This window comes from Enterococcus sp. 4G2_DIV0659 (assembly GCF_002140715.2).
GTDB lineage: Bacteria > Bacillota > Bacilli > Lactobacillales > Enterococcaceae > Enterococcus_L > Enterococcus_L mansonii.
Window position 1 is genome coordinate 965,503 of the sequence record NZ_NGLE02000001.1, and the last position, 25,268, is coordinate 990,770.

A 25,268-nucleotide genomic window follows, 5' to 3' on the forward strand; every position below is an offset into this window, starting at 1 on the left:
TCATAGATTCTTACTACCTTCAAATTTTTCCATAGTGACATGAGATTTTGAAGAAATATCCTCACGTTGAAAAACTTTTTTCACTGTAAACAATAGTATTTTTAAATCATTCCAAAAGGTGATTTTTTCAATATATAAGCAATCTAATTGAAACTTTTTTTCCCAACTAATTGCATTTCTACCGCTAACTTGAGCTAAGCCAGATATACCTGGGCGAACATCGTGTCTCTTTCTTTGTTCTAAACTATACAATGGTAAATACTCACAAAGTAGTGGTCGTGGACCAATTATGGACATATCACCTTTTAAAACATTCCATAACTCAGGTAATTCGTCCAAACTTGTAGATCTTAGTAAATTTCCAAATTTTGTTACTCTTAATTCATCTGATAATAAATTTCCATATTCATCTTTTTCATTAGTCATTGTTTTAAACTTATACATTAAAAAAATCTTTTCATTCAATCCAGGACGCGCTTGCGCAAATATAACTGGACCACCAATTTTAATTTTGATTAAAATTGCTACTACAACTATTACAGGTGCTAGCGCAATCAAACTTAATAAAGAAAGAACTATGTCTAATAATCTTTTAAAAAAACGCTCATATAATTTTATTTTCCTACTCACAACCTGTCATCACCTTTTTTATGATTCTAACTACTTTAAAAAGATCTTCATCAGTCATTTTTGAATCAGAAGGTAAACATACCCCTGTATTAAAAAGCTCTTCCGAAACTTTTCCACCGATGTAATCATATTTTTTGAAAAATGGTTGTAAGTGCATAGGTTTCCAAATAGGTCTGGTCTCAATATTGTTTTTTTCTAGTTCTTTTATTAAATATCCAGAGCTAAAGTCTTTTAATGTAATTACACTCAACCAAAAATTAGGCTGATTCCAATTATTTTCTGGCATAAAAGAAATTTCGCTACACTCCGACAATTCTTTCCGATAGAAAGCATTGATATATCTCTTTTTCTGAATCCTGTCATCCAATACTTTCAGCTGACCTCTACCAATTCCAGCCAGAACATTACTCATGCGATAATTAAATCCTAGTTCACTATGTTGATAATGTATAGCTTCGTCTCTAGATTGAGTGGCCCAAAATCTAGCCTTTCTTATTCGTTCCTCATCATTAGACACTAACATCCCACCACTTGAAGTAGTTATGATTTTATTACCATTAAATGAATAAATACCATATTTCCCAAAAGTTCCTGTAGCTTTCCCTTTGTATGTTGTTCCCAAAGACTCTGCCGCATCTTCTATTAAAATAACATTATATTCTTCACAAATTGAAATTATTTCATCAAGGCGAGCAGCTAAACCATACAAATGAACTAGTATAACAGCTTTTGCATGAGGATATTTTTCCAAAGCACTTCTTAAATTTTCTGGGTTCATATTCCAGCTATCATAATCACTATCTACAAATACTGGAATAGCCCCTTGATAAATAATTGGGTTAGCACTTGCAGAAAATGTTAATGATTGACATATAACAATATCACCTTCACCAACACCAGCGGCTTTTAAAGCTAAATGTATTGCTGCAGTTCCAGAAGAAAGAGCAGCAGCATTTTTGATGCTAACATACTCAGCCAATTCTTGTTCAAATTTATCCACATTCTTCCCCAACGGAGCAATCCAGTTAGTATCAAAAGCTTCTTTTACATATTTTTCTTCATACCCTTCCTCACTCATATGAGGGGAAGACAACAAAATCCTATGATTCATTTTTTACTTCTCCTATTCTTTTAGCAGGCACTCCAACAACTTTTTCATGTTTGTCAATATTATTTATAACCACGCTGCCTGCTCCAATTATCGCTCCTTCTCCTATAGTAATTCCTTGAATAACTTTAGTCCCCACCCCTAGTTCTGCTTTATTAGAAAGAATAGTGCCACCAGATAAATTAACGGATGGGTAGATAGAATTATACGACCCTATTTCAACATCGTGACCGACAGTGCTTCCAATATTGAACATATTGAAATTTCCCACTTTGATATCGGCCGTAAACGTTGCATTAGTCATTACCACATTGCCGATACCAAGCTCTATATTTATTCCTAATTCTGCTTTTGGATCTATTAAATTTGGGAAACGAATATTACTATTTCGACTTAACCTTTTTATAATTTGCTCTTTAATTTTAGGTTCTGCAATCCCTAAAACAGCATTTACTGGGGAGTTAGCCAATTCAAGTTGATCAATATTCGAAATAACAGGAACATTGCAAACAACTTGACCAATTTTACTATCATCATAAAAACCAACTAGGTTATATTGAGAGAGTCTTTTAATTAAAAAAGCAATCTCTTTCCCATGTCCTCCGGCACCTATAATTACAATATTTTCCATTCTTAACTCCTCATTTGCTTGAGTTATTTGCAAATGCGATAAGATTTCCAACAAGTTTCTCTTTATCATCAGGTAAATTAGAAACAAAGTTTAACACTTCAGAAAAACTAAAACCATTCACACTGCCTATAAATATCTTATCAAATACCTGTTCAGAACTTTTTTCTTTAGTCACCAACAACTCTTCATACAACTTCTCACCAGGCCTAATGCCAGTTTCTACAATGTCAATCTGACCATCTTGATATCCACTTAACCGAATCATATTCCTAGCCAAATCATAAATTTTTACTGGTTCACCCATATCTAAAATAAAAATTTCTCCACCATTTGCCAATGCACCAGCTTGTATAACCAAACGGCTCGCTTCAGGAATCGTCATAAAATAGCGGGTCATCCGAAAATCAGTTACGGTAAGGGGACCCCCTGCTTCGATTTGTTCTTCAAAGACAGGAATCACGCTGCCACGACTGCCTAATACATTACCAAATCGAACAGCACAAAACTTTGTTTTTCCAACTTCATTTAATCCAGTAACAATCATTTCGGCTATACGTTTGGTTGCCCCCATAACATTTGGTGGATTCACAGCCTTATCCGTAGAAATCATCACAAAATTTTCCACACCGTATTTTTTGGCTGCTTCAGCAACATTTTTTGTCCCAAAAATATTATTTTTAACAGCTTCTGTCGGATTTGTTTCCATTAAGGGAACATGCTTATGCGCTGCTGCATGATAAACATTATCCGGTTGATATTGTTCAATAATTTTAAAAATTCTTTTTCTATCTTGAATATCTGCAATAATAGGAACAATTTCGGTATTTTGCGCACAAAAAAGACGTTTTAATTCTTTTTCAATAAGATAAATAGAATTTTCTCCATGTCCTAAGAGTAACAATCTTTTGGGAGCAAACTTCATTAATTGACGACAGATTTCAGATCCTATAGACCCACCAGCACCTGTAACAAGTATAACTTTATCTGTTAACTGATCCGCCAACTGAATCATATCTAACTTAACTTCTTCCCGACCTAATAAATCAACAACATCAATTTTTTTCAATCTGGAAATGGTAATATTTCCAGATGCAACTTCTTCTAAAGCAGGCATAGAATTTATTGGTAGTCCCAACGGTGTAATTACTTCTAAAATTTTTTGTAACTCCTCTGGCTTCAAAGAAGGAATAGCTATAGTAATCATTTGTATTTTATATTTTTCCACAATATCAGGAATTTGATTTGTGGTTCCAAGAACTCGAACGCCAGAAAGATATGTATTCAATTTATCTTTTGCATCATCAATAAAACCAACAACATCAATGTCTCCATTCGTTGTTGAATTAACCAAACTATTCAATAATATTCTACCAGCTTCACCAGCACCAATAATTAACGTTTTTTTTGTATTACTGTTTGGTGAACATTTTTTATTTTGATGTTCAATAAGCAAGCGCCAAGCCAAGCGACTTGAAATGATGAAAAAAGTAACAACTAAATAAGTCAATAAGATAAAACGTCGACTATAGACATCGTCTGTGATCGTTAAAAATAGATAGCTAATCAGAGTCGTCATACTAGTAGCACCAAAAATAGCACTCATTTCACTAACATTTGTGTATCGATTAATCCGTGTAAAAACATTCAAAATAAAACCAAAAACTATATATAAGCAAAACTGTGCAATCGTCGCCTTAATTAAAAAACTGTATGTAATTTTCACATATGGCAATAAGTAAAAATATGAAAATATGTTCGCTAATAGTATAATTAACGAATCTACCAACAGTAACACCAACACCTTTGTTCTTCTTGTCATCCCTTTAACCCACTCTTTCTAAAACAAGCCGAATTTTTTCTTTTTAATCTCCTCAAATTCTGGTCTTCGGACATCATCGCCATTTAAGATATCCTTAGCCATTTGTTGCATCGCCTCAACATGGTCAGATCCCAGGTCTTTAGCAATAGCATCATATGCTTTTTTCATAAAAAAACCACGTTTTTCCACATTGTGAGCATCTGATGCCATCATATATACCATGTTATGAGCCACCATTTGCTTTGCAGTTTTCTCAATTTTATTTCCAAACACACCAACATAGCTTGGAGCCGTTAATTGAGTTAAGACGCCCATTTCCAAAAACGGCAATAGAATATTGGGGTCTTCAATAAATTTCGTATTTCTTTCCGGATGAACAATAATCGGAATATGATTCGTCTTCAATAATTCAAAAAACATCGTTTCTGCGTATGATGGAATTTCATTAGTAGGAAATTCTATCAAGATATAACGATTATTAAGATCTGCAAACAAGATGTCATTATTTTGAATTTGTGTTAGCAGATCACCTCCAATACGTACTTCTTGCCCTTCAAATAACGTAAGTGGAATCTGCCTAGAATCTAACTCTCTTTGAAGAGCAGCAACACAAGAAATCACTTTGGCAGCCGGATTATCGTACTTTCCATTATTATGATGCGGCGTACATAAGATATGAGTGATTCCTTGTTTAACAGCCATCCTAGCCAACTCAAGTGAATGCTCGATTGATTGTGCGCCATCATCAATCCCAGGCAAAATATGACAATGTAAATCAATCATTAGTATTTTCCTTTCTAATTTTATGAACCATAGTAATATCCTTGATCTGTTATGTTTTTTGATCCATTGTACACAACACCAAGAATATTAGCATCCACCATTTCTAATAAATTTTTTGCCTTTAAAAGAGAGTCTCTTTTAGACACATTTTCACGAACAACCATAATCGTTCCATCTGTTTTTGAAGACACGATTTGGGCATCAGTTACCGCTACAACAGGCGGCATATCAAAAATAACTAAATCATATTGCTGCTTTAATTCACGTAAAAGTTCTCCCATTCGTCTAGAATCAAGTAATTCTGACGGGTTTGGCGGTTTTGGTCCACTTGTCATTAAAGATAAATTATCAATTCCTGAAGGCTGAACCACTTGATGAAGCACAGTCTCTCTACTCCCCAACAATGTACTAAGACCACGACTATTATCCAACGAAAAGGTTTTTGCTACAGTCGGTTTTCGCATATCTGCATCTACCAACAATACACGTTTACCTGAATTAGCAAAGACAACAGCTAGATTTGCCGAAGTGGTCGATTTCCCCTCACTAGGACCAGAGGAAGTAATCACTAAGGTTTTTAAATCTCTATCAACCATGGCATATTGAATATTTGTTCGGATGGTTCGATATTGCTCTGAAATCGGTGATGATTTATCGGCCAGCGTGATTAAACTGACCGCTCTTGTTTTTTGTTTCTTTTGTTGTCTTATTTTATTTGTCATTTTTTACTCCTTTAAACTCGTGGACGACTTCTACGCGCCGGCATAGATTCATCAGATTTAACATTTTCTTTTGGTAGAGGCTTAGGTGCCTCTGTCATTTGCGGTCTTGGCTCAGAAACGTTTGGTGCAGAAGGTGTTCGAATAACTTTTGCACTAAGTTCTTTCGCTGTCATGTTAGGAACAACTCCCAAGATGGTAAAGCCAAGTTCTTCTTCTACAAAGCGATCATCTTTAATTGTTTTATCGAATAACTCTAAGATGAATGCCAAAGCAATTCCAGCCATTATTCCCAAGGCCAGACCAATCAACAAATTCAATTTATCATTCGGAGAAACTGGATTAACATTAGCTGTCGCCGATGAAATAATTGTAATTTTATCCACGTTCAACATATCTTTTGCTTGTTCTTGAAAGACTAAAGCCGTTTGGTTTGCTATATTTTGAGCAACAACTGGATCTGTAACCTTAGACACAATTGAAAACATCTGTGAGTTTTGCGATTGATTGACAGAGACGCTTGCTCCTAGCTCTTCTATAGATAAATCATTTTGATGCTCTGTCTTCATTCTTTGTTGCACTTCTGCCATTACAGTGTCACTTTTGATTAAATCTTTGTACGTATTAATCATTTGTAAATTCCCATTGATGTCATTTACGTTGGTTGTTTCGTTTTGCGGTAATCGGACAATTAATTGTGCTTGTGAACTATATTTAGGTGTGATCACAAAGTAAGTCAATATTCCTGCTATTCCTAAGCCTAGAAACATGCTAACAATAATCAACCCAATGCGTTTTTTTAATACTCCGACTAATTCTTGTAAACTGATTGTCTCTTCCATTTTTTCCTCCAATTAATTACATGTAAATAAGTATGAATTTATGATAAATCAACGTAAGTCTTTTTATAAAATCGCAAGTGCAATTTAAGTTTATAATGACAAACTGATATAAAACATTGTAAAAACTATCTATTGTAATGCCTCTCATTATTCACTTGGTGGAGGTAGGGTTCCGCCGTCTCCATCCGTTGGCACTGCAATGTTTGCTGGATTTTCTAGCTGTTTATCAATAAAATCCAACTTATCAACCAAACTTTTTCTCAACCCTTCATTTTTAATCAGAGCAACTTGATTAAACGTAAGTATAAAGTTTTCGGCATTGGCGTTACTTGTTAATTTTTCTCCATCAATCATCGCATCAATGGATTGTTTTGACTCACTATATTGCTTGATTTGAGCATCAATTTCATTCAAAAAAGCTATAATTGCATCATGCCACACACTGGTGTGTCCAGAAATTTTGTTACGTATCTTTAGAACTTTTTCATCCGTTGCATGTTCATTCATCACAACAGCATCTGCGTTCACTTTCCAGTCTGCTGGTTCTTGAACAAGTAAATCAGTCACTTGATTTTGAATCTTCTTTTTCACCTTCACATCTTTCAGCTTAAGAATGAGCTTATCTTTATTCTGAGCCGTTTCAGAGGTATCAACAGAAAATTCTTTCTTTTTTAAACCAAAATCTTCTGCCTTAGATTTTAATGCTATTACACTTCTTTCAATTTCTATGATTAAAGAGTCTTCCAATGGTTGTATTAAAAACTCTTCCTGCTGATCTTGATATAAATTACGTACTTGTTCGTTTAGCTGCTTGATTTTACCCGTTTCGTTTTTTATTGTTGCTTCAGCATACTCTATTTTTCTTTGGTGTTTTTGTTTTGCATTTATTTTGATTCCTAAAAAACATACAGTAATTGAACAAATAATCACAATCAAATAAATGACTATTTTTAGACTTCCACGATCTACCAAACCACTTTTTATCACTACTACACTCCTTTTGAACATACCAACATTTTCCAAACAATTTATTGCGTTCTATCATTTTTCACAGATTTTTTTTAGATTTCCATTTATTTAAATCAACTTTAAAAAAGCAAGATAGTCTTCTTGTTCAGTTGTCTCTTTAATATTCAATTGATCAAATCGACCTTCAGATAAATCAGATAAGTCCCCTGAAATTATGTAGGTAATCGCCGCATTGCCGATTAATTCCATCCAATACCCCTCTGCATCCTCTTCATGTACCAACGTTTTGACCATACCTCCAGTATTTTTCACAATGATAGGTTCTCCAAAATCACCGTCATGTAACAAGACATGCATTAAGCTACTTGCACACATTGCTGTACCACAAGCATTCGTAAAACCAACGCCACGTTCAAATGTACGTACAAATAGTTCGTTTTTTTCTAAAACTTCAACAAAACTTACGTTGATTCCATCTGGAAAAATTGGATTTTCACCATTGACATACCTTGCAATGCGTTCAAATTCACTGCCAAACATTGTTTGATGATCAACAAATGTAATCAGATGGGGATTTGGAACAGCCACTACTGAAAACCTCAATGTAGAAGACAATTCAGGAATCACTTCGTCAATAATTGTTTCTCTTTTCGTCTTCATCGGAATTGCTTTTGTTTCAAAGCGGACTGGTGAAATTTCTACCTGATAGGTCGTTACACCTTCAGCCAGATTAGGTGCTTTTCGTACTTTTAAATCCGCAAACATCGTCTCCACTGAAAAAGATTCTTTACTATATTTTTCAGCAAGGTAACGAGCAACTGTCCGTAAACCATTGCCGCACATACTCGCTTCGCTTCCATCACTGTTTATCACACGCATCTTAGCCAATGAATCACTCTTTGCTGATCCTTCAACAAGTAACAATCCGTCAGCACCACCAAGTAAACCAGTCTCACGATTACACAATGACATACGTAAACGGTCAATCTCTTGCTCCGTAAAGGTGTGTTCTAAATTCATCTCGTCAATCAAAAAGAAATCATTTTCTGAGCCATGAACTTTTTGCATGTGTATATTCATTGTAACAACTCCTTTACCATATCACTTGTTTTTCTTCCCTCACTATTAGTATGCCACAAACAAAAAGAGGAAAACAGTGTATTTTACTGTTTTCCTCAAAAAAATTTATAAAAATTTTATTTTACGGGTTATTTAGCTGCTGAAAAACGCTTATTTACTTCATTCCAGTTAACAACATTCCAAAATGCATCAATATATTCAGGACGTACATTTTTGTAGTTTAAGTAATACGCATGTTCCCAAACGTCTAAACCTAAAACAGGTGTTTTGCCTTCCATTAGAGGTGAATCTTGGTTGGCAGTTGAAGTAACTTCCAATTTGCCATTATTTAAAACTAACCATGCCCAACCTGAACCAAAGCGTCCAGTAGCAGCTGTTTTAAATTCTTCTTTTAGTTTATCAAAGCTACCAAAAGTTGCATCAATTGCCTCTTTGATTTCACCAGTTGGTGCGCCGCCAGCATTAGGCGCCATAATTTCCCAGAAGAAAGCATGGTTTGCATGTCCGCCACCATTGTTGCGCACAGCTGTACGAATATCTTCAGGAATTGCGTCCATATCAGAAATTAATTCTTCTACTGATTTTGTTCCTAGTTCAGGATGTTTTTCAATCGCTGCATTTAAGTTCGTCACATATGTGTTGTGGTGTTTATCATGGTGTAAGTGCATAGTTTCTACATCAATATAAGGTGCTAATGCGTCATAAGCATAAGGTAAATCTGGTAAAGTGTAAGTCATAAAAAATCCCTCCATTAATTAAGTATAAATTTTCATACGTTCATAGCATAACAGATTTTATGGCAAGCTTCAAAGTAATTGCTTACAAAAGTTCAGTAAAACTTGTTTTTACTCGTTAACTCATTTAAAATGACCTGTATACTTATTTCGAGTTAGGAGAACATCTATGAATTCATTTACGCTTTTTAAATCGTCTCTTTTTCGATTTTCTGATCTTCGTGCAGCTAAAAACATGCCTTTTTGGAAAGTTATTTTTTATCTTGTTTTTTTGAGTGTTATTTTAGCCCTTCCGATTACCAAACAAATGTTTTCTGTTATGAGGGAAATTAAGAATGATGGGCAAAAAATAGCCGAAAAACTGCCAGATTTCAAAATTGATAAGGGGAACTTACACACAAGCAAAGATGCAGAAGGATTTATTTATCAGACAAATTCAATTATCTTTACTTTTGATCCTGAAGGAAAACGAACAGTTAGTGATATTTCTACTGATTCGATTGGAAATGCAGTAAGTTTGGGGTTATTGAAAGATTCATTCGTCATCGGATTGCCAGACTCTGGGATGGCAGAATCATTATTTGGTGCCAATCAATTTGAAGTTCCATACACCAAAGGTTCTTTAGATGGATTAAGTAGTCAAACTATCAAAAAGAGCTTAGATACAGCGAGTATTCCCTTTTGGATAAAACTGCTTATTTTTATTTTTACGTTGTACCCAACATTGATTAATTTGATTATTAACTTACTTTTAATTGCGGTCGGAGCAAATCTTTATAGCAAGATTCGCTTATATAACTTACGCTTCATTGATTGTTTGAAAGTTGTGACCTATTGCGCAACGTTACCCGTTATCCTAAGTAGCCTACTCCATTTTTTCAACTGGTCTTTCGATGACAGCTTTTTGATTGTTTTCATTTCTTTATTGATCTTTTTCTTCACAACTAGTAAAGAAGAACGTCACGAACCACCCTTAGTATAACCCAAGACGTGAGAATGATTTCTTTAGATATTTGGTAGAATCTTAAGAGTTTCTTACATTCTCAGTTTTATAATTATGTGTTAAGATAGAGCATGAATTATACTTGTTGAGTAACTATCAACAAAATAACTAGCACAGCAATAAGGAGAGAATTCATTATGGGAGAATTGACCCATCGTAAAAATACACGCCAAGTTAAGATTGGTGATTTAACCATTGGCGGAAGCGACGAATTGTTTATACAAAGTATGTGTACAACCAAAACACATGATGTTGAAGAAACAGTTGCTCAAATCAAACGTTTAGAAGAAGCAGGTTGTCAAATCGTTCGTGTTGCAGTCCCAGATGAAGCGGCTGCTAATGCATTAAGTGATATTAAACGTCAAATTTCAATTCCTTTAGTTGCTGATATTCATTTTGATTATCGATTAGCACTTAAAGCCATTGAACAAGGCGTTGATAAAATTCGAATCAATCCTGGAAACATCGGACGCAAAGATCGTGTTGAAAAAGTTGTTACAGCTTGCAAGGCGAAAGGTATCCCTATTAGAATCGGCGTGAATGCTGGTTCATTGGAGAAAAAATTCCTACAACAATACGGCTACCCAACAGCTGAAGCAATGGTTGCAAGTGCTGTTGAGCATATCAAAATTCTCGAAGATTTAGAATTTTACGATATCATTGTTTCTTTAAAGGCTAGTGATGTCAATTTAGCGATTGAGGCTTATACTTTAGCCGCACAAACATTTGATTATCCTCTACACTTAGGAATCACAGAAGCGGGAACTAAATTTTCTGGTGGGATGAAATCTGCTGCAGGCCTTGGTGCGTTACTTTCCCGCGGAATCGGAAACACTTGTCGTGTCTCACTTTCAGCTGATCCAGTAGAAGAAATCAAGGTAGCAAAAGAAGTGTTAAAAGCCTTTGGTCTTGCCAGTAATGCGGCAACCTTGATTTCTTGCCCAACTTGCGGACGAATTGAAATTGATTTAATCCCTATCGCAAATGAAATCGAAGAATATATCGAAAAAATCAAAGCACCCATCAAAGTAGCTGTTTTGGGGTGTGCAGTAAACGGTCCTGGTGAAGCAAGAGAAGCTGACATCGGTATCGCAGGTGGTAACGGAAAAGGAATGCTTTTCAAAAAAGGAAAAATCATTCGAACTGTTCCAGAAGAAATTATGGTCGAAGAATTGAAAAAAGAAGTTGACTTACTTGCTGCAGCTTATGCGCGCGGAGAAGAAATATAGTCACTATCTTTAAAAATAACTGTAATCATAAAAAAGATTGAACGAACAACAAGTTCAATCTTTTTTAGTTTGCAGTGTTTTTTTGTTACAATGAACAGGCGAAGGAGGAATCAACATGAACAAACCGATTATCTATCTTCAAGAACACATGAAAAAAGAACAGATCGAAATTATCAAGCAAACAGCATCAGGTTACACTGTTTTTGATTCTACAAGAGATCACTCACCTATTGAAAAAGATGCTATCGAAATTATGTTAGGTTGGGATTCGACTTTAGGTCAACAATTACTAAGCTCTAATACTAGTCGTTTAAAGTGGGTTCAATCAATTTCTGCAGGTGTGGACACATTTGATTTAAAGGGTTTTGCCGAAAAAAAGATTTTATTATCGAATGCTAGCGGTATCCATAGCATATCAATCTCAGAACATGTTCTAGGTGTGTTATTCGCCGAGTTTCGAGGAATTCGGACAAGTATCACTAATCAGACAAACAAACACTGGACAAGGGAAAACATTTCCTATCAGCAATTAGCTACTAAAAAAATGCTGATTGTAGGAACTGGACAAATTGGCCAGCAATTAGCTAGTTTTGCTCACGGGTTAGGGATTCAAGCTTATGGTGTGAACACAAGCGGACATGTTACTAACGGATTCATTGAATGCTATTCGCAACAAAATATGAGCAGAATCGTCAAAGAAATGGATATCGTTGTGAATATTTTGCCATTGACAGACAAAACCTATCATCTTTATAATACACAAATGTTTTTATCCATGAAACCAGGAACAGTGTTTATCAATGTCGGACGTGGCTCTTCTGTCAATACAGAAGACTTAATTGGAGCATTGTCTAATGGACAAATCAGCTTTGCTGCTTTAGATGTTTTTGAAGAGGAACCGTTGCCTGATAATAGTCCATTATGGACAATGGACAACGTCTTGATAACACCTCATATTTCTGGGTTAACATCAGATTTCAAAACAAAATTACTGACTATATTCTTACAAAATCTCCAACAGTTTATCAAAGATAGTACTTTAATAAAAAATGAAATCACATTAAAAAAAGGATATTAAAAAGATTAGGGTTTGGAAAACGAGTAAACATTTTTTCCAAACCCCAATCTTAGCTTCTATCTTATTAAATACACACTAGTCTTTATGATCTTTTTCAGTTTCTTTTACAAGATAAATTGGTCTCTTTTTGGTTTCTAGGAAAATTTTTCCTATGTATTTCCCAATAATTCCTAGACAAAGCAACTGTAAGCCGCCAACAAATAAGACAATACAAACCATTGATGGCCAACCGCTTGTTGGATCACCTATAATGATTGTTCTAAAGAAAATAATCATCATCGCTATTACCGAACCAAAACATGAAAATGCTCCTACATAAGAAGCAAGGTTTAATGGTACTTCAGAAAAATTGACAATACCATCAATAGAATAACTCAATAGACTCCAAAAAGACCATGATGTTGCACCTGCAACACGTTCACGATTCTCATAGGAAATGTATTCAGTATTAAAACCAACCCAGCTAAAAATTCCCTTTGAAAAACGGTTGTACTCTGTTAATTCTAAAATGCCATCGACCATTTGACGAGTCATTAAGCGAAAATCTCTCGCCCCATCAACCATTTCTGTTTCACCTATTTTGTTCACTAGTCGATAAAACATTCGTGCAAAAAAGCTACGGATTGCAGGTTCTCCTTCACGATCACCACGTCTTGTACCGATACAATCTAGTTCTTTATTTTCTTCAAGCATTTGAATCATTTGGGGTAATAATTCAGGTGGATCTTGTAAATCAACATCCATTACCGTAATTAAATCTCCTCTTGCTTCTTTGAGACCTGCATACAAGCCTGCTTCTTTTCCAAAATTTCTTGAAAATGAAAGGTAGCGAACTTTGTCAGGATGTTCTTTGTAGAGTTTTCGTAACGCGCCTAGCGTAAAATCTTTTGATCCATCATTAATAAAAATGTATTCAACAGGATGTTGAAACTGAGCACTTACTTTTTCAACCGCTTCAAAAAATAATGGAATTGATTCTTCCTCATTATAACAAGGGACAATAATCGACAACATAAAAACTTCCTCCAAAAATAGTCTTATTTGATTATAGCATACTTCCGTTACAGAATAATAAAAAAATAGTGCATAAATCATACACTATTTTTTTTATTTTCTACAAAAAATAGATCTCTCAACAAAAAAATCTCTCTAGTAAAAATAACATTTGTTTTCAATAAAAGTCCAACAACAGATAGATACACCCATGATTAATCAACCTTTAATCTTTATTACCAAAACTTTAAATAATAATTACATTTTATATTTTATTTTAAATTATAATTGAATTCCATTAATTTTATCGTTATTATAAGTTTAAGGAATAAATATTTTGTTTATATTACGCTTTTTTGTGATAAAGATAACTTATATAAAAAAATTGATTAATTATAGTTGGGAGACTAAATATGCTGGAAGACCTTTTACTAGATGATGTTGCGCAACGCAAAATCAGTGTTTTTAAGCATTTACTAATGACTGCTGATGGTACGTATAGCATTCATTATTTTGAACAGTTTACAGATTTTTCATATGCAAGATTAAATTCATTGTTCTCTGATATACATGAAGATCTTTTGGAAAAACAAGGGCTTGAGCTTCTAAATTCTCAGGGAAAAGTACAGATTAACACGTCCATATTACGTGATATTCCTTATTCACATTTTTTATTTCGAAAAAGTTTGCCTTACAAATTTCTACTTGCGACAATTTTAGAAAAAAACTATACAATAGAAGATTTTTGCAGAGATCATTTTATCAGTAGAGCATCTATTATCCGAAGACTTCAACCTTTAATCAACTACTTGAAAAATTTTGGTATTCAATTGAATTGCTCAAAACTTCAGCTTAATGGAGATGAAAATATCATCCGAATTGCCTATTTGAATTTTTTTTGGCTTGCATCCTATGGAGAAGATATTTTTATAGCTTTAGACGAAACCAAAAGAGGCTTTGACTTATTTGACCAAGAAGATCGTCAATGGATGACCTACACCGAACCTCGAGAATGGTATCTTCTAAAAACAATTTCTCACTTAAGAATTAGAAAAAAACATTTTATGATCGAACCGCCATTTAAACAGCTAATTTTTCCTAAAACAAATAGTTCTTTCGTTGAACAGTTGAAACAACTAAGATTACCTAAACCAATCGTCGAACGAGAATCTACCTTTTTATCGTATATGATGTTTTATTGGAGTCTTTACTTTTATGCCAATGATCCTAGAATCCCTTATGTAAAAGAGTATATGGACAGCCAATACCAACCCTTGGGAGAACTGATTAAGCATTTCGAACAGTTTTATACACCATTATTTTCAGAAAAAAAACTAACTTCTGATGAAAGAAAATTGCTGAATATTAATATTTTTACGACCTGTTTGAATCATTCTGTTGTGGAAAACTCTTTGCCTTTAGCCATCAACTTTATGGAATCTTACATGAAAGAACAAAAACCTTTGTACGAACCCTTATCTTGTAAAGTTAGAACATTTTTAAATGAAGTAACGACTATTCAAGAGTTTGTTTGGATAAAAAAATGTTTAGAGGATCTTGTTCATATTTGTACGTTGTTACTTCTTCCCTATTATGAAAGAAGTAACAAAAAATATCAGTTACGTGTGGGGATTATTTTGTCTCCCAATGCCATTTTTTTACAGTCTCTTTTTGATTTTCTAGAACAAATTTCTTTTATTTCTGTCTCTTTTGTTGCTTCAACCTCGGATGAAACATGCGACTTTTACATAGCAACATCTAAACTTTTATTATCCAATAAAATTAAACAAGATAACAATTTTCAGATCATTCCTTTGTCGCCTGCTCTAGACTATCAAGTCCATCTTATCGATACGCTACATAAAAGGTATACTGAAAAATTATCTTCTTTTGCTGTTTAAATGAACAGAAGCTAAAAAACACTGTAACCAAATGTTAATCGCTCAGAGCAATTAACATTTGAATATCTAAAAAAATAAACTAAGATTCGCGAAAATGTGAAGAACAATTTTCATGAATCTTAGTTTATTTATTGGTATTAAACACAGTCGTTTCACTGTACTTCATTTTAGATCCTGACAATCAATCTATAACATTATTGTTTTAAATCTTCTTTATTTCCATCAAATACGTATTTTGGCTCATCTTTTTCTTCATCATAATCCACTAGTAGATCATACCCTTTAAAAAACCAATCGTCGGTTTCCTCAATAAAATAAGTAATACCATCTATTACTTCTGTAATTAATGGTTGATCTGGTGTTTCTACAGACATGGCGATGGAAAATCCCTCATGGACATCTGTCTTGCCATAAATTTTCCCATAAAAACGAATACCGCTCTTTGATGTAACTCCCACTTCTTCTTTAAACCATTGCTGCGCACGAGGCGTAATCGTTAATTTCATTGTCAAAATCCCTCCCTATTCACACTTGTCATTGTAGCACAAAGTCTGATTTTCAGAGAATAAAGTGCCTTTAATCATTCATCTTTTCGTCTAATAAGTCCACATCGTCTGTCTCACCGACTACTAATAAATTGTCATTTTCTCTAACAATTTCTTCCGCTGCTGGTGAGGCAATAACTTCTGACTTTGACCGTCGGATTGCGACAACCGTTAGACCAAAACGTTGACGAAAATTCAGCTCACCCAATGTTTTCCCATAAAACTTTGGATTAGTAACCCGTACCTCTGCCAGAGAAACCTCATTCGACAACTCAATATAATCTAAAATATTTCTAGAAACTAATTTATGTGCGACTCTAATTCCCATATCTCGTTCTGGGTGGACGACCAAATCTGCGCCTATTTTATCCAAAACTCTTGCATGATATTCATTAACAGCTTTAGCTAAGACATTTGGCACACCCATTTCTTTTACCATTAAAGTTACTAGGATGCTTGCTTGAATATCCTCACCAATAGCGACAACTACGTGATCAAAATTACGGATGCCTAAAGAACGTAATGTTGTTTCATCCTGAGCATTCGCTACGACAGCATGTGTCGCTATATTCATGTATTCATTTACACGATCTTCATTACTATCTATTGCTAAAACTTCTTGACCTGATTCAATCAATGTTTGGCAAATACTTCCACCAAATCTTCCGAGACCGATAATTGCAAAATTTTGCTTCATTTTTATTTCTCCTAGATTTATATTTAATTCCAGTATATCAAACACTAGTATAATTGAACAGAATCAACAAGTTCGTTTTACTTTATATGTATATCTTTATGCTTTTTTCGCCAAAAATTGCTAGGGAATATCCCTATCGAATCATACTTTCAGAAGTCGGAAAATGGAGTTTAGTGAATTTTTTCATTTCTCGAAACGATCCATTTTCGTTTCAACTTCCTTAAGTTATTTTGCTAAACCATGCTGAAAGGCATAAATAGCCGCTTGTGTACGATCTTCTACATCTAGCTTAGCTAAAATATTTGATACATGGGTCTTAACTGTTTTAAGTGTAATAAATAGCTCATCAGCAATTTCTTGATTACTACGCCCTTTTGCGATCAACATTAAAATTTCGTGTTCTCGGTTCGTTAAGTCTTCATGCAGAACAGGCTCTTGTTTTTTAGTCAAACGCTCCATCATTTTGGTCGTGACTTCTGGCTCTAATACACGCTCTCCCCTTGAAATCGCTCGGATTGCATTCGCAATTTCGTGTGCTGTGGACGTTTTCAAAAGATAGCCCGCAGCGCCGGCTTCAATGGCAGGATAAACTTTTTCATCATCAATAAAACTTGTAACGATAATAATTCGAGCTTGCGGCCAATCCTTTAAAATTGCTTTGGTTGATTCAATACCATCCATTTCATCCATAACTAAGTCCATCAAAATCACGTCTGGACGTAATTCTAATGCTTTTTCATAACCAATACGACCATTTTCAGCTTCTCCAACAACTTCAATATCTTCTTGTATTGACAAATAAGAGGATACGCCTAATCGTACCATTTCATGGTCATCCACTAACATCACTTTGATCACTTGATATTTCCTCCTTAAATTAAAAACGTAATGGCTCGTTCAGTATAAAAGATTTGCATTAGATATGCATACACATTAAACAGATTAATCTACAACAGGAACTTTGATTTCTACGCTAGTTCCCTGTCCCTTAAAACTGATAATCTTAACGATACCACCCATACCAGCTACACGCTCTCGAATATTTTTTAACCCATAGCTTCCAGCTTTATTCTCATTTTCATTCATATCAAAACCAACACCGTCATCAACCAAACGTAATAAAACATTTTTATCTACTTGGTGCAAATAAACTTCAAGTTCTTTTGCTTTGGCATGCCGTAATGTATTAGAAAGCAACTCTTGGACGATTCTAAAAAGATGGTCTTCAATACTGCTGTTCAAATGAACATCTTCAACATCCCAAGTCAACTCAATTTTAATTTTGGTTTGCAATTCTTTTAATAATTGTTCAATCCCTTTTCGTAAACTTTTTCCTTCCAAACTTACAGGACGTAAATGAAGTAACAATGCCCGCATTTCAGACTGGGAAGCATTGATAATATCTGTTACCATCACTAATTGCTTACGAAACATCTCTTGTGTCTCTGTTTTCTGGGCCTGCTCATTTAAAGCAGACATCATCATCATAGCAGCAAATAATTGCTGGCTAACAGAATCATGTAGTTCTCTTGCTAAGCGGTGACGCTCAGCTTCTAAAATTTCTTCTTTGGTTTCTCCATCCATAATTTGCGGACGGCTATTAAGCAGTTGTAACTCCTTTGACATCTCTAATAGCTTGGTTCTGATTTTTAAAATATCCTGATCTACTTCCCCAATGTATTGATCATTACTAGCGTGAGGAACACTCTTGGTGATCACCGGATTTTCGTAACTTCCTCTAGCTAATAAACGAAGTTTTTCTTCAATTCTACCATATTGTGCTTTCTGTACAATAGATACGAGTAAAAAGGTTGAAAGTCCTACTAAAAGAGAGATTAAAATCATATGGAAAATCAGCGGAATATAAAATATTTTTCGCTGAATTAGCTCCAACATCCAATTTTTTTGCTTAATTGAATGAAAATAAGAAAACAGAGTAATCAATACCACAATAAACGTGCTACATGCAGCATACAAAGAAAGCATCTGTCGTGATATTTTACCCGTCATACCCGAATCACCTCTATATCTCCTACCAATGTATTAGTAAGAATTTTCAAACGGCGATTGTTCGTATCAAAATCACTGCTATAAACTTTTAAGGATTCATTTTTTAAGTGATATTTTTCTTCTTCAAAATTCACATTCCCATAGAAAGTTGAATGCTCTAAAGTGACCGCAACACCAAGAGGAACTAAAATTCTGGTACGTCCAAATCCTTTACGAATAATGATAATGTTATCTTCTTTAGGCAGTAATGTATTTCCTAGATCAACAATCGTATCTCCTGAGAGAATATCAATATTAATATCATCCCATTCATAAACATTGCTGCCTATTCGCTCATTGGCAAACCACGGTCGCTTGAAACGACGACCACTTTTAGGTTCAACATTGGTCGTTTCTACCATAATCATTTGTTTTTTTCTCCAAGGTGCCCGCTGAGTGATATCTACACCAGCAATTTCTACCCCTTTTAATCCAACAAATAAGACACCAAATACTAACATCAACCAAAAAGCGGGACTGTTCATCACGCCAATTAAGATCAAAATAACGCCTAATACTAATTGAAAATTATTAAAATTACTGCGATGAACTTTTTTCATTGCATAAATAACACTTAAAATTCCCAGGACTAATAACACGACCAAACCTGGGTTATGTAAAATTTGCCATAAAGTTAAAATAAAAAGTAACGCTTCTACTACAATAAAAAAACGCCATGGGTTATTCATTATAATCCCCCTTTCTATGAAATAAGTATACCTTAATTCCCATACTAATGTTAGTTGCTGCAGTCGCATTTTACTATAGGACTTTAGCCCTAATTTTCACCAATCAGGCTGAAACAGAAAATGTTTAACGCCAAGAATTGAGTAGGAACTTTGCACCATCAGCTCACTACATCCACTGTATTCTACAACCATCGAATCTTATTTCCAAAACCTTCACTCCTTAGTACATTAATACTTAGAAGTTAATGTAATCGAAGCAGAACATAGTAGTTACTTGTGCTTTTAGCATTTATTCGTACTTAGAGCCCAAAACAAAACTGATTTTTAGTTTTGTCCCGGGCTCATGATGATTCGATTTAGTAAATATTTTGCTGTTATCTTTAGCTCACTTTTGTAATTTTAACTTGCATATCTCCGCCTGGTGTTGCAATTGCAACTTGATCATCCAAGCGTTTACCTATCAACGCTTGAGCAATTGGTGAATCATTTGAGATTTTACCAGAAAAAGGATCTGCTTCAGCACTTCCTACAATGGTATACTCTTCTTCTTCCCCATCAGGTAATTCGATAAAGGTCACTGTCTTTCCGATTGACACTTCATCTGAATCAACGCCATCATTGTCAATGATTTGCGCAAAGCGAATCATATTCTCTAAGGTCGTGATTTTACCTTCTACAAAAGCTTGCTCATCTTTTGCTGATTCGTATTCTGAGTTTTCTGATAGATCACCAAAGCTTCTAGCAATTTTTATACGTTCAACGATTTCTTTTCGTTTAACTGTTTTTAGTTCTTCTAATTCTTGTTCTAATTTTTCTTTCCCTTCAAGGGTCATAGGAAATACTTTTTCTACCATACTAATTTCTCCTTCTTAACTTACTACATTGTCTGATTTTGTTTTCATTGAAAAATTCCGCTTTCAATCCAGAAAAGAGTACCACGCTTTAAGCAAATTGTAAATAATATTCACTTAATTTTTATAATTCTGATAGAAAATTTAGTCAATTATCAGAACTATTTTCCTTCATTGGTCATCTATTCTGGTTAAAGCGAAACGAGCCGCCTATCTTATAGGTTGGCTCGTAATAATAGTACGCAAATTTAAAGACTATTCACTTTTTTGAGTTTCTTTATTTACATATTTAGCAACAAATTCTTGATGCTCTTCATAGGTTTCAGCAAAATAAACATTTCCTGTTGAAATATCAGCAACGAAATAAAGATAATTATTCGGTGTTGGATTCAACACTGCGTTAATCGCTTGCTCACTAGGACTATCCATTGGTCCTGGCCCATAACCAGTATTTTTATAGAGGTTATAAGGTGAATCTACTTCTAGGTCAGTATAAGAAACCAATTCTTTATGCTCACCTAACGCATATAAAATGGAAATATCTGATTGTAACGGCATATTTGCAGCAATGCGGTTGAAGAAAACTTGGGCAATTTTTTTGCGATCCTCTTCTTTTACCCCTTCTTTTTCAACAAGTGATGCCAATGTCAAAACTTGATGAATGGTCATTCCTTTTGCATGAACCATCGGAATAAATGGTTCCATTACATTGTTCGATTTATCAATCATTTTTTCGACAAACTCTTCTAGTGTTATCTCTTTGTAGTAATCATACGTAGCGGGGAATAGGTACCCTTCAAAGCGATAACGAACATCTGTCGCTTGCGCCACACTACCTAATAGTTCAGGGTATTTTTGATTCATCGTGTTGAAAAATTCTTGATTTTCCATTAATTCAATAAATTGGTTTTTCTTAAATTTTGTATTTTTTTCGATTGCATCCCCAATTTTATCAATATCAAATCCTTCTGGTATCGTTACTTTTCCATCCGCAAGTTGCGTAGGTTCTGCTGTACCGCCTTCTCGCAATAAAGTACCAATCTCATCTAGCGACATGTCAGGTGACATTTGATAATAACCAGCTTGAAAATTGGTTAAATTTTTAAATTTTGCATAGTAATTAAAAACCATACCGCTTTTGATTACTTTACTTTCTTCCAAGATACTTGCAATTTTTTTATTAGATGAGTCTTCTGGAATATGAACTTGAACTAATTTATTATCTTTTTTGTTTAATGGTTGTAATCCTGCATCTACATATTTATAAAAGGTAAAACCGAAAATAGCAATTACCAATAATAAAACAGAGGCTACAATCAATACGATTCGACTCACAATTCGATCTTCTCGTTTTCTAGTTCGTTTATTCTCAGGTTCTTTTTTAGGCGCTTGCCTATTGCTTTCTAATGGTTCATTGTTAATTGTTGAATGATGCTCTGCACTTCTGGAACCAACAGATTCCATGTTTTCTAGAGTCACCGGCTCTTCCTGCTTATTGTAATGTGCATTTTCTCTATTATATTCTGCTTCGTTATGCTGCGATAAATTCTGAGCGTTATGTTCAGAGGAAGCTGAATCATCATTACCAATATCTTCTCCTCGCAATGAACGCAAGACTTGGTCTTTAAATGAAGACGTGGAATGATCTTGATTATTTTGGTTATCATCTGCCAAAACAAATCCTCCTAACTTTCTATGGATCTTCTTTAACTTTTACCATTATACATGAAAGCTTTTTAAATTTAAACTTTTTTAAAAAAAAGTCACTAACTTGTAAGAATTGTTTTAATTAGTTGATTTAATGAAAGTGAATAATATCAATACCGTATTTTCCCATCATTAAATTGTGTCTAAAAGCCGTACAATGCAAAAACGCATTGTACGGCTTTTAACCTGCTTGTTTAGACCTTTAGTCATGTTTTTATGTGGAAACCAGAACTGGACTATGTCGCGTTTAGTTCATTCATTCATCTTTCTATAAAGATTATTCTGCACTAAGAGCAGCCATTGTAATATAATTGTAAGGTTGATTAAAGTGAGGTAAGAAGAAAATATCTAATAATTTCAACTTATCAATGGTTACTTTTTCTTCAATAGCTAACGAGAACATATGAATCCCCATCGAAATATCCTCATATGAAGCCATTTGCGCACCGACGATGCGACGTGAGGCTTCTTCATATACAATTCTAATTTTTACTTTATTATTTTCCTTCATAAATCCAGGTTTTTGTAAATCTTCAAACTCAGTGTATTTTACTTTAAAGCCTAATTTTTCCGCTTCTTGAACGGTTAAACCTGTAGAAACCATGTGATAGCCAAAAATAGAAATCCCATTTGATCCTTGTACACCGATAGATTCTAATGACGTCCCACCTATATTATGGGCTGCAACAATACCTGATCGAACCGCATTTGTCGCTAAGGCAATGTATGTTGTTTGTTGGACAGCATTTGAAAAAATGGTTGAACAATCTCCTACAGCATAGACATTCGGATCGCTAGTTTGTTGATGTAAATCGACAAGGTATGCACCATTAGTAAATAATTCTAAATGATCTTTACCTAATTCATTATTTGGTCTAAAACCAATAGCATTGATTACCAAGTCTACAGAATACTCTCCTTTATCCGTTACAATCGCTTCTACTTTTTCCTGCCCTTTGTATTCTTTGGCTAACTCATTATAATGCAACTCAATGCCATTATCTGCTAATACTTTGTCCATATCATCTGTAAACCATTTATCATAATAATTGGGTAAACATCTTTGCGCTGCATCAAATAATAACACTTTTTTGCCACGACGCTTCGCTGCTTCTGCAATTTCAACACCAATATAACCGGCTCCAATCACAGCAACTGTTTTAACCTCTTCTTTGGCCATAGCAGCATCTACGATTTGTCCATCTTGGAAAAGTTTTAGAAACTCAACATTTTTTAAACTACGCCCCGGTATCTCAGGATTAATCGGTGCTGAACCTGTCGCCAAAATCAATTTATCGTAGCTTTCTGTAAATTCTTCTCCATTATGTTTTTTGCAGTGAACGGTTTTTTGTTCAAAATCAACGCCTTCTACCGTTGTTTCCATATAGATTTTGGCTCCTTTTGTTTCGAAGGCTTCTTTATTCGTATAAAATAGGTTCTCGTATGAATCGATTTGACGTCCTACCCATAATGCAGTTCCGCAACCTAAGTAGCTGAGGTTTGTATTTCGATCGATCATCACTACTTCTTGATCTGGATACGTGTCTAATAATGTATTCGCTGCCGCAATTCCTGCATGATTTGCCCCTACAATAACTGTTTTTGTTTTGCCCATAAGATTCCCCTCCATGTGATGTATTGAGCTTAATCATACCAGAAGAAAGGGCTTTCTTTTCTCAATTTATAAGCATTGTTTTAAAATATTTGAGAATTATTCATTTTTTCATTTATTATCATTTTTTTGTATTTTCACCTTATAAAGATTCATTTTCTTTATAGTAACAGGTACAATAGATATATTACTAAACGGTGATTCGTGAAAGGACATTGTTCCCATTGAATTGCTGAGATTATATTGGAGGAATCATCATGGAAAAAAATCAAGCATATTGGATTTCACAACTTGAACTGGAGCCTCATCCAGAAGGTGGTTATTTCAAACAACTTCTATGTTCCAAACAATCACTACATGTTGCTCCTGATAAAACACGTCCGTACTATACTAGTATTTATTTTCTACTCACACAGGAAAACCCTTCACACTTTCATCGATTAAACTCTGATGAAGTTTGGTATTATCATTATGGTTCACCATTAAGTATCCACATGATACATCCTGATGGTCGGTACGAAATTGTTCAACTAGGGAATAATTTGGAAAAAGGGGACGTATTACAAGCAGTCGTGCCGAGCAACGTGATTTTTGGTTCTACGGTTGAAGGCGATCGTCAATTTTCTTTAGTAAGCTGCATGGTTTCCCCTGGATTTGATTATCAAGATTTTGAACTCTTTACAAAAGATCAGTTAATTTCTATTTATCCAGAGCATCAAGAAATTATTGAGCATTTGGCTTACGACCAACTTCAAGAATAAAAAGTGTCTGAGACATAACTCTGCAAGTTATATCTCAGACACCCAAAATCCAAATAAACGGCGAGAAAAAAGCAGCTACTACGCTTCCCTTCGATCACATCAACTTCTAAGGCTAAAGCACTTAGAGTTGAAGGTTTCTCTCGGAGTTAAACACTTTTGTTTCGTCCTCTTTTCTTTTGATAATTGTCGCTACTATATCTGCTGGTTTTTCAACGATATACGTTGCACCTGCATCCTTCAGCTCAGAAATAGCCCCAAATCCATACAATACACCCATGCTAGCTAAGCCATTTTCCTTGGCACCTAGTATGTCATGACGGCGATCTCCTATCATTATTGTTTCCTGTCGGTTTGTAATTTTTGCTTTTTCTAACGCGTAACAGATGATCTCTCCTTTTTTTGAACGATTTCCATCCAAACTAGCACCATAAATACCGTCAAAATAGTTTGCTAAAGCAAAATGCGTTAAGATTTTTATCGCATACATTTCAGGTTTAGATGTTGCGATATAAAGCTTGCATCCTGCTTTTTTCAACATCCCTAGCACTTCTGGAATATTTTGATATACTTTGTTTTCATACATTCCTTTTTCTTGATAGTAATCACGATAATAATTTACAGCCTGTTTCGCGGATGCATCATTTAACTGGTAGAATTGCTTAAATGAGTCATTTAAAGGGGGACCGATAAAAGAATACAATTGCGTTCGTTCTGGCACTTGTATGTTCATTTTTTCTAAAGCATAGCTCACCGAGTTGATGATCCCTTCAGCAGAATCTGTGACCGTTCCATCTAAATCGAATAAAATTGTTTTATACAGCATAAAAAACTCACTTTC

The 25,268-nt window shown here is 34.5% G+C and carries 25 protein-coding genes; 5 read left to right on the forward strand and 20 right to left on the reverse strand.

Annotation, left to right across the window (positions count from 1 at the left end; all coding sequences use genetic code 11):
• The 10 genes from A5880_RS04565 to A5880_RS04610 form a co-directional block, all read right to left on the reverse strand.
• Window positions 1-630, reverse strand: coding sequence for a sugar transferase (locus A5880_RS04565; RefSeq protein ID WP_086331388.1), 630 nt, complete (start codon window positions 628-630; stop codon window positions 1-3).
• Entirely contained in the window at window positions 623-1,741 is a 1,119-nt protein-coding gene (locus tag A5880_RS04570) for a DegT/DnrJ/EryC1/StrS family aminotransferase (RefSeq protein ID WP_143353660.1), read from the reverse strand. The genes A5880_RS04565 and A5880_RS04570 overlap by 8 nt, the downstream gene beginning before the upstream one ends.
• Window positions 1,731-2,369, reverse strand: a complete 639-nt coding sequence (locus tag A5880_RS04575; RefSeq protein WP_086331387.1) for an acetyltransferase — start codon at window positions 2,367-2,369, stop codon at window positions 1,731-1,733. The genes A5880_RS04570 and A5880_RS04575 overlap by 11 nt, the downstream gene beginning before the upstream one ends.
• Window positions 2,370-2,379: 10 nt before the next feature.
• Window positions 2,380-4,188: a polysaccharide biosynthesis protein gene (locus A5880_RS04580; protein ID WP_086331386.1), complete on the reverse strand. Its 1,809-nt coding sequence runs from the start codon at window positions 4,186-4,188 to the stop codon at window positions 2,380-2,382.
• A gap of 18 nt (window positions 4,189-4,206) precedes the next feature.
• Window positions 4,207-4,971, reverse strand: a complete 765-nt coding sequence (locus tag A5880_RS04585) for a tyrosine-protein phosphatase (RefSeq protein WP_086331385.1) — start codon at window positions 4,969-4,971, stop codon at window positions 4,207-4,209.
• A gap of 20 nt (window positions 4,972-4,991) precedes the next feature.
• Window positions 4,992-5,693, reverse strand: coding sequence for a CpsD/CapB family tyrosine-protein kinase (locus A5880_RS04590; protein ID WP_086331384.1), 702 nt, complete (start codon window positions 5,691-5,693; stop codon window positions 4,992-4,994).
• Between the two features lie 11 nt (window positions 5,694-5,704).
• Window positions 5,705-6,532 (reverse strand): YveK family protein, encoded by an 828-nt coding sequence (locus A5880_RS04595; protein ID WP_086331383.1) that lies wholly within the window; start codon window positions 6,530-6,532, stop codon window positions 5,705-5,707.
• Window positions 6,533-6,679: 147 nt separating this feature from the next.
• Window positions 6,680-7,519 carry a hypothetical protein gene (locus A5880_RS04600; RefSeq protein ID WP_086331382.1) on the reverse strand — a complete coding sequence of 280 codons (840 nt, stop codon included), beginning with the start codon at window positions 7,517-7,519 and terminating at the stop codon, window positions 6,680-6,682.
• Between the two features lie 90 nt (window positions 7,520-7,609).
• Window positions 7,610-8,581 (reverse strand): diaminopimelate epimerase, encoded by a 972-nt coding sequence (gene dapF, locus A5880_RS04605; protein ID WP_086331381.1) that lies wholly within the window; start codon window positions 8,579-8,581, stop codon window positions 7,610-7,612.
• Window positions 8,582-8,709: 128 nt separating this feature from the next.
• Window positions 8,710-9,318, reverse strand: coding sequence for a superoxide dismutase (locus tag A5880_RS04610; RefSeq protein ID WP_086331380.1), 609 nt, complete (start codon window positions 9,316-9,318; stop codon window positions 8,710-8,712).
• A gap of 166 nt (window positions 9,319-9,484) precedes the next feature.
• Here A5880_RS04610 and A5880_RS04615 point away from each other — a divergent pair, with 166 nt between their 5' ends.
• From A5880_RS04615 to A5880_RS04625, 3 genes are all read left to right on the forward strand, one after another.
• Window positions 9,485-10,297, forward strand: coding sequence for a DUF1189 domain-containing protein (locus tag A5880_RS04615; protein ID WP_086331379.1), 813 nt, complete (start codon window positions 9,485-9,487; stop codon window positions 10,295-10,297).
• A gap of 158 nt (window positions 10,298-10,455) precedes the next feature.
• Complete coding sequence (gene ispG, locus A5880_RS04620) at window positions 10,456-11,547, forward strand: flavodoxin-dependent (E)-4-hydroxy-3-methylbut-2-enyl-diphosphate synthase (RefSeq protein WP_086331378.1); 1,092 nt, start codon at window positions 10,456-10,458, stop codon at window positions 11,545-11,547.
• A 115-nt stretch (window positions 11,548-11,662) separates the two neighbouring features.
• On the forward strand, window positions 11,663-12,625 hold the full coding sequence (locus A5880_RS04625; protein ID WP_086331377.1) for a phosphoglycerate dehydrogenase: 963 nt from the start codon (window positions 11,663-11,665) through the stop codon (window positions 12,623-12,625).
• A gap of 75 nt (window positions 12,626-12,700) precedes the next feature.
• Here A5880_RS04625 and A5880_RS04630 read toward each other — a convergent pair whose 3' ends face one another.
• Entirely contained in the window at window positions 12,701-13,639 is a 939-nt protein-coding gene (locus A5880_RS04630; RefSeq protein ID WP_086331376.1) for a glycosyltransferase family 2 protein, read from the reverse strand.
• A gap of 392 nt (window positions 13,640-14,031) precedes the next feature.
• Between A5880_RS04630 and A5880_RS04635 the strand changes: the two genes are divergently transcribed.
• Window positions 14,032-15,519, forward strand: coding sequence for a helix-turn-helix domain-containing protein (locus A5880_RS04635; protein WP_086331375.1), 1,488 nt, complete (start codon window positions 14,032-14,034; stop codon window positions 15,517-15,519).
• A gap of 194 nt (window positions 15,520-15,713) precedes the next feature.
• Here the strand turns inward: A5880_RS04635 and A5880_RS04640 are convergent, their stop codons facing one another.
• The 8 genes from A5880_RS04640 to nox form a co-directional block, all read right to left on the reverse strand.
• Entirely contained in the window at window positions 15,714-16,025 is a 312-nt protein-coding gene (locus A5880_RS04640; RefSeq protein ID WP_086331374.1) for a HesB/YadR/YfhF family protein, read from the reverse strand.
• Between the two features lie 70 nt (window positions 16,026-16,095).
• Window positions 16,096-16,761 carry a potassium channel family protein gene (locus A5880_RS04645; RefSeq protein WP_086331373.1) on the reverse strand — a complete coding sequence of 222 codons (666 nt, stop codon included), beginning with the start codon at window positions 16,759-16,761 and terminating at the stop codon, window positions 16,096-16,098.
• A 225-nt stretch (window positions 16,762-16,986) separates the two neighbouring features.
• The gene (locus tag A5880_RS04650; RefSeq protein WP_086331372.1) at window positions 16,987-17,619 is read right to left on the reverse strand and encodes a response regulator; all 633 of its coding nucleotides are present in this window, start codon (window positions 17,617-17,619) and stop codon (window positions 16,987-16,989) included.
• An 84-nt stretch (window positions 17,620-17,703) separates the two neighbouring features.
• Window positions 17,704-18,771 carry a sensor histidine kinase gene (locus tag A5880_RS04655; RefSeq protein ID WP_086331371.1) on the reverse strand — a complete coding sequence of 356 codons (1,068 nt, stop codon included), beginning with the start codon at window positions 18,769-18,771 and terminating at the stop codon, window positions 17,704-17,706.
• Window positions 18,768-19,499, reverse strand: a complete 732-nt coding sequence (gene liaF / locus A5880_RS04660) for a cell wall-active antibiotics response protein LiaF (protein WP_086331370.1) — start codon at window positions 19,497-19,499, stop codon at window positions 18,768-18,770. Before liaF ends, A5880_RS04655 begins: the two co-directional genes overlap by 4 nt.
• A gap of 380 nt (window positions 19,500-19,879) precedes the next feature.
• Window positions 19,880-20,353 carry a transcription elongation factor GreA gene (gene greA, locus A5880_RS04665; protein ID WP_086331369.1) on the reverse strand — a complete coding sequence of 158 codons (474 nt, stop codon included), beginning with the start codon at window positions 20,351-20,353 and terminating at the stop codon, window positions 19,880-19,882.
• A gap of 252 nt (window positions 20,354-20,605) precedes the next feature.
• Window positions 20,606-22,024 (reverse strand): endolytic transglycosylase MltG, encoded by a 1,419-nt coding sequence (gene mltG, locus A5880_RS04670; protein ID WP_086331368.1) that lies wholly within the window; start codon window positions 22,022-22,024, stop codon window positions 20,606-20,608.
• A 310-nt stretch (window positions 22,025-22,334) separates the two neighbouring features.
• Window positions 22,335-23,672 carry a H2O-forming NADH oxidase gene (gene nox / locus A5880_RS04675; protein ID WP_086331367.1) on the reverse strand — a complete coding sequence of 446 codons (1,338 nt, stop codon included), beginning with the start codon at window positions 23,670-23,672 and terminating at the stop codon, window positions 22,335-22,337.
• A 254-nt stretch (window positions 23,673-23,926) separates the two neighbouring features.
• On the opposite strand from nox, the gene A5880_RS04680 reads away from it, so the two are divergent.
• Complete coding sequence (locus tag A5880_RS04680; RefSeq protein ID WP_086331366.1) at window positions 23,927-24,430, forward strand: cupin domain-containing protein; 504 nt, start codon at window positions 23,927-23,929, stop codon at window positions 24,428-24,430.
• Between the two features lie 121 nt (window positions 24,431-24,551).
• Here the strand turns inward: A5880_RS04680 and A5880_RS04685 are convergent, their stop codons facing one another.
• Complete coding sequence (locus A5880_RS04685) at window positions 24,552-25,253, reverse strand: HAD family hydrolase (RefSeq protein WP_086331365.1); 702 nt, start codon at window positions 25,251-25,253, stop codon at window positions 24,552-24,554.
• Window positions 25,254-25,268: the final 15 nt, after the last annotated feature.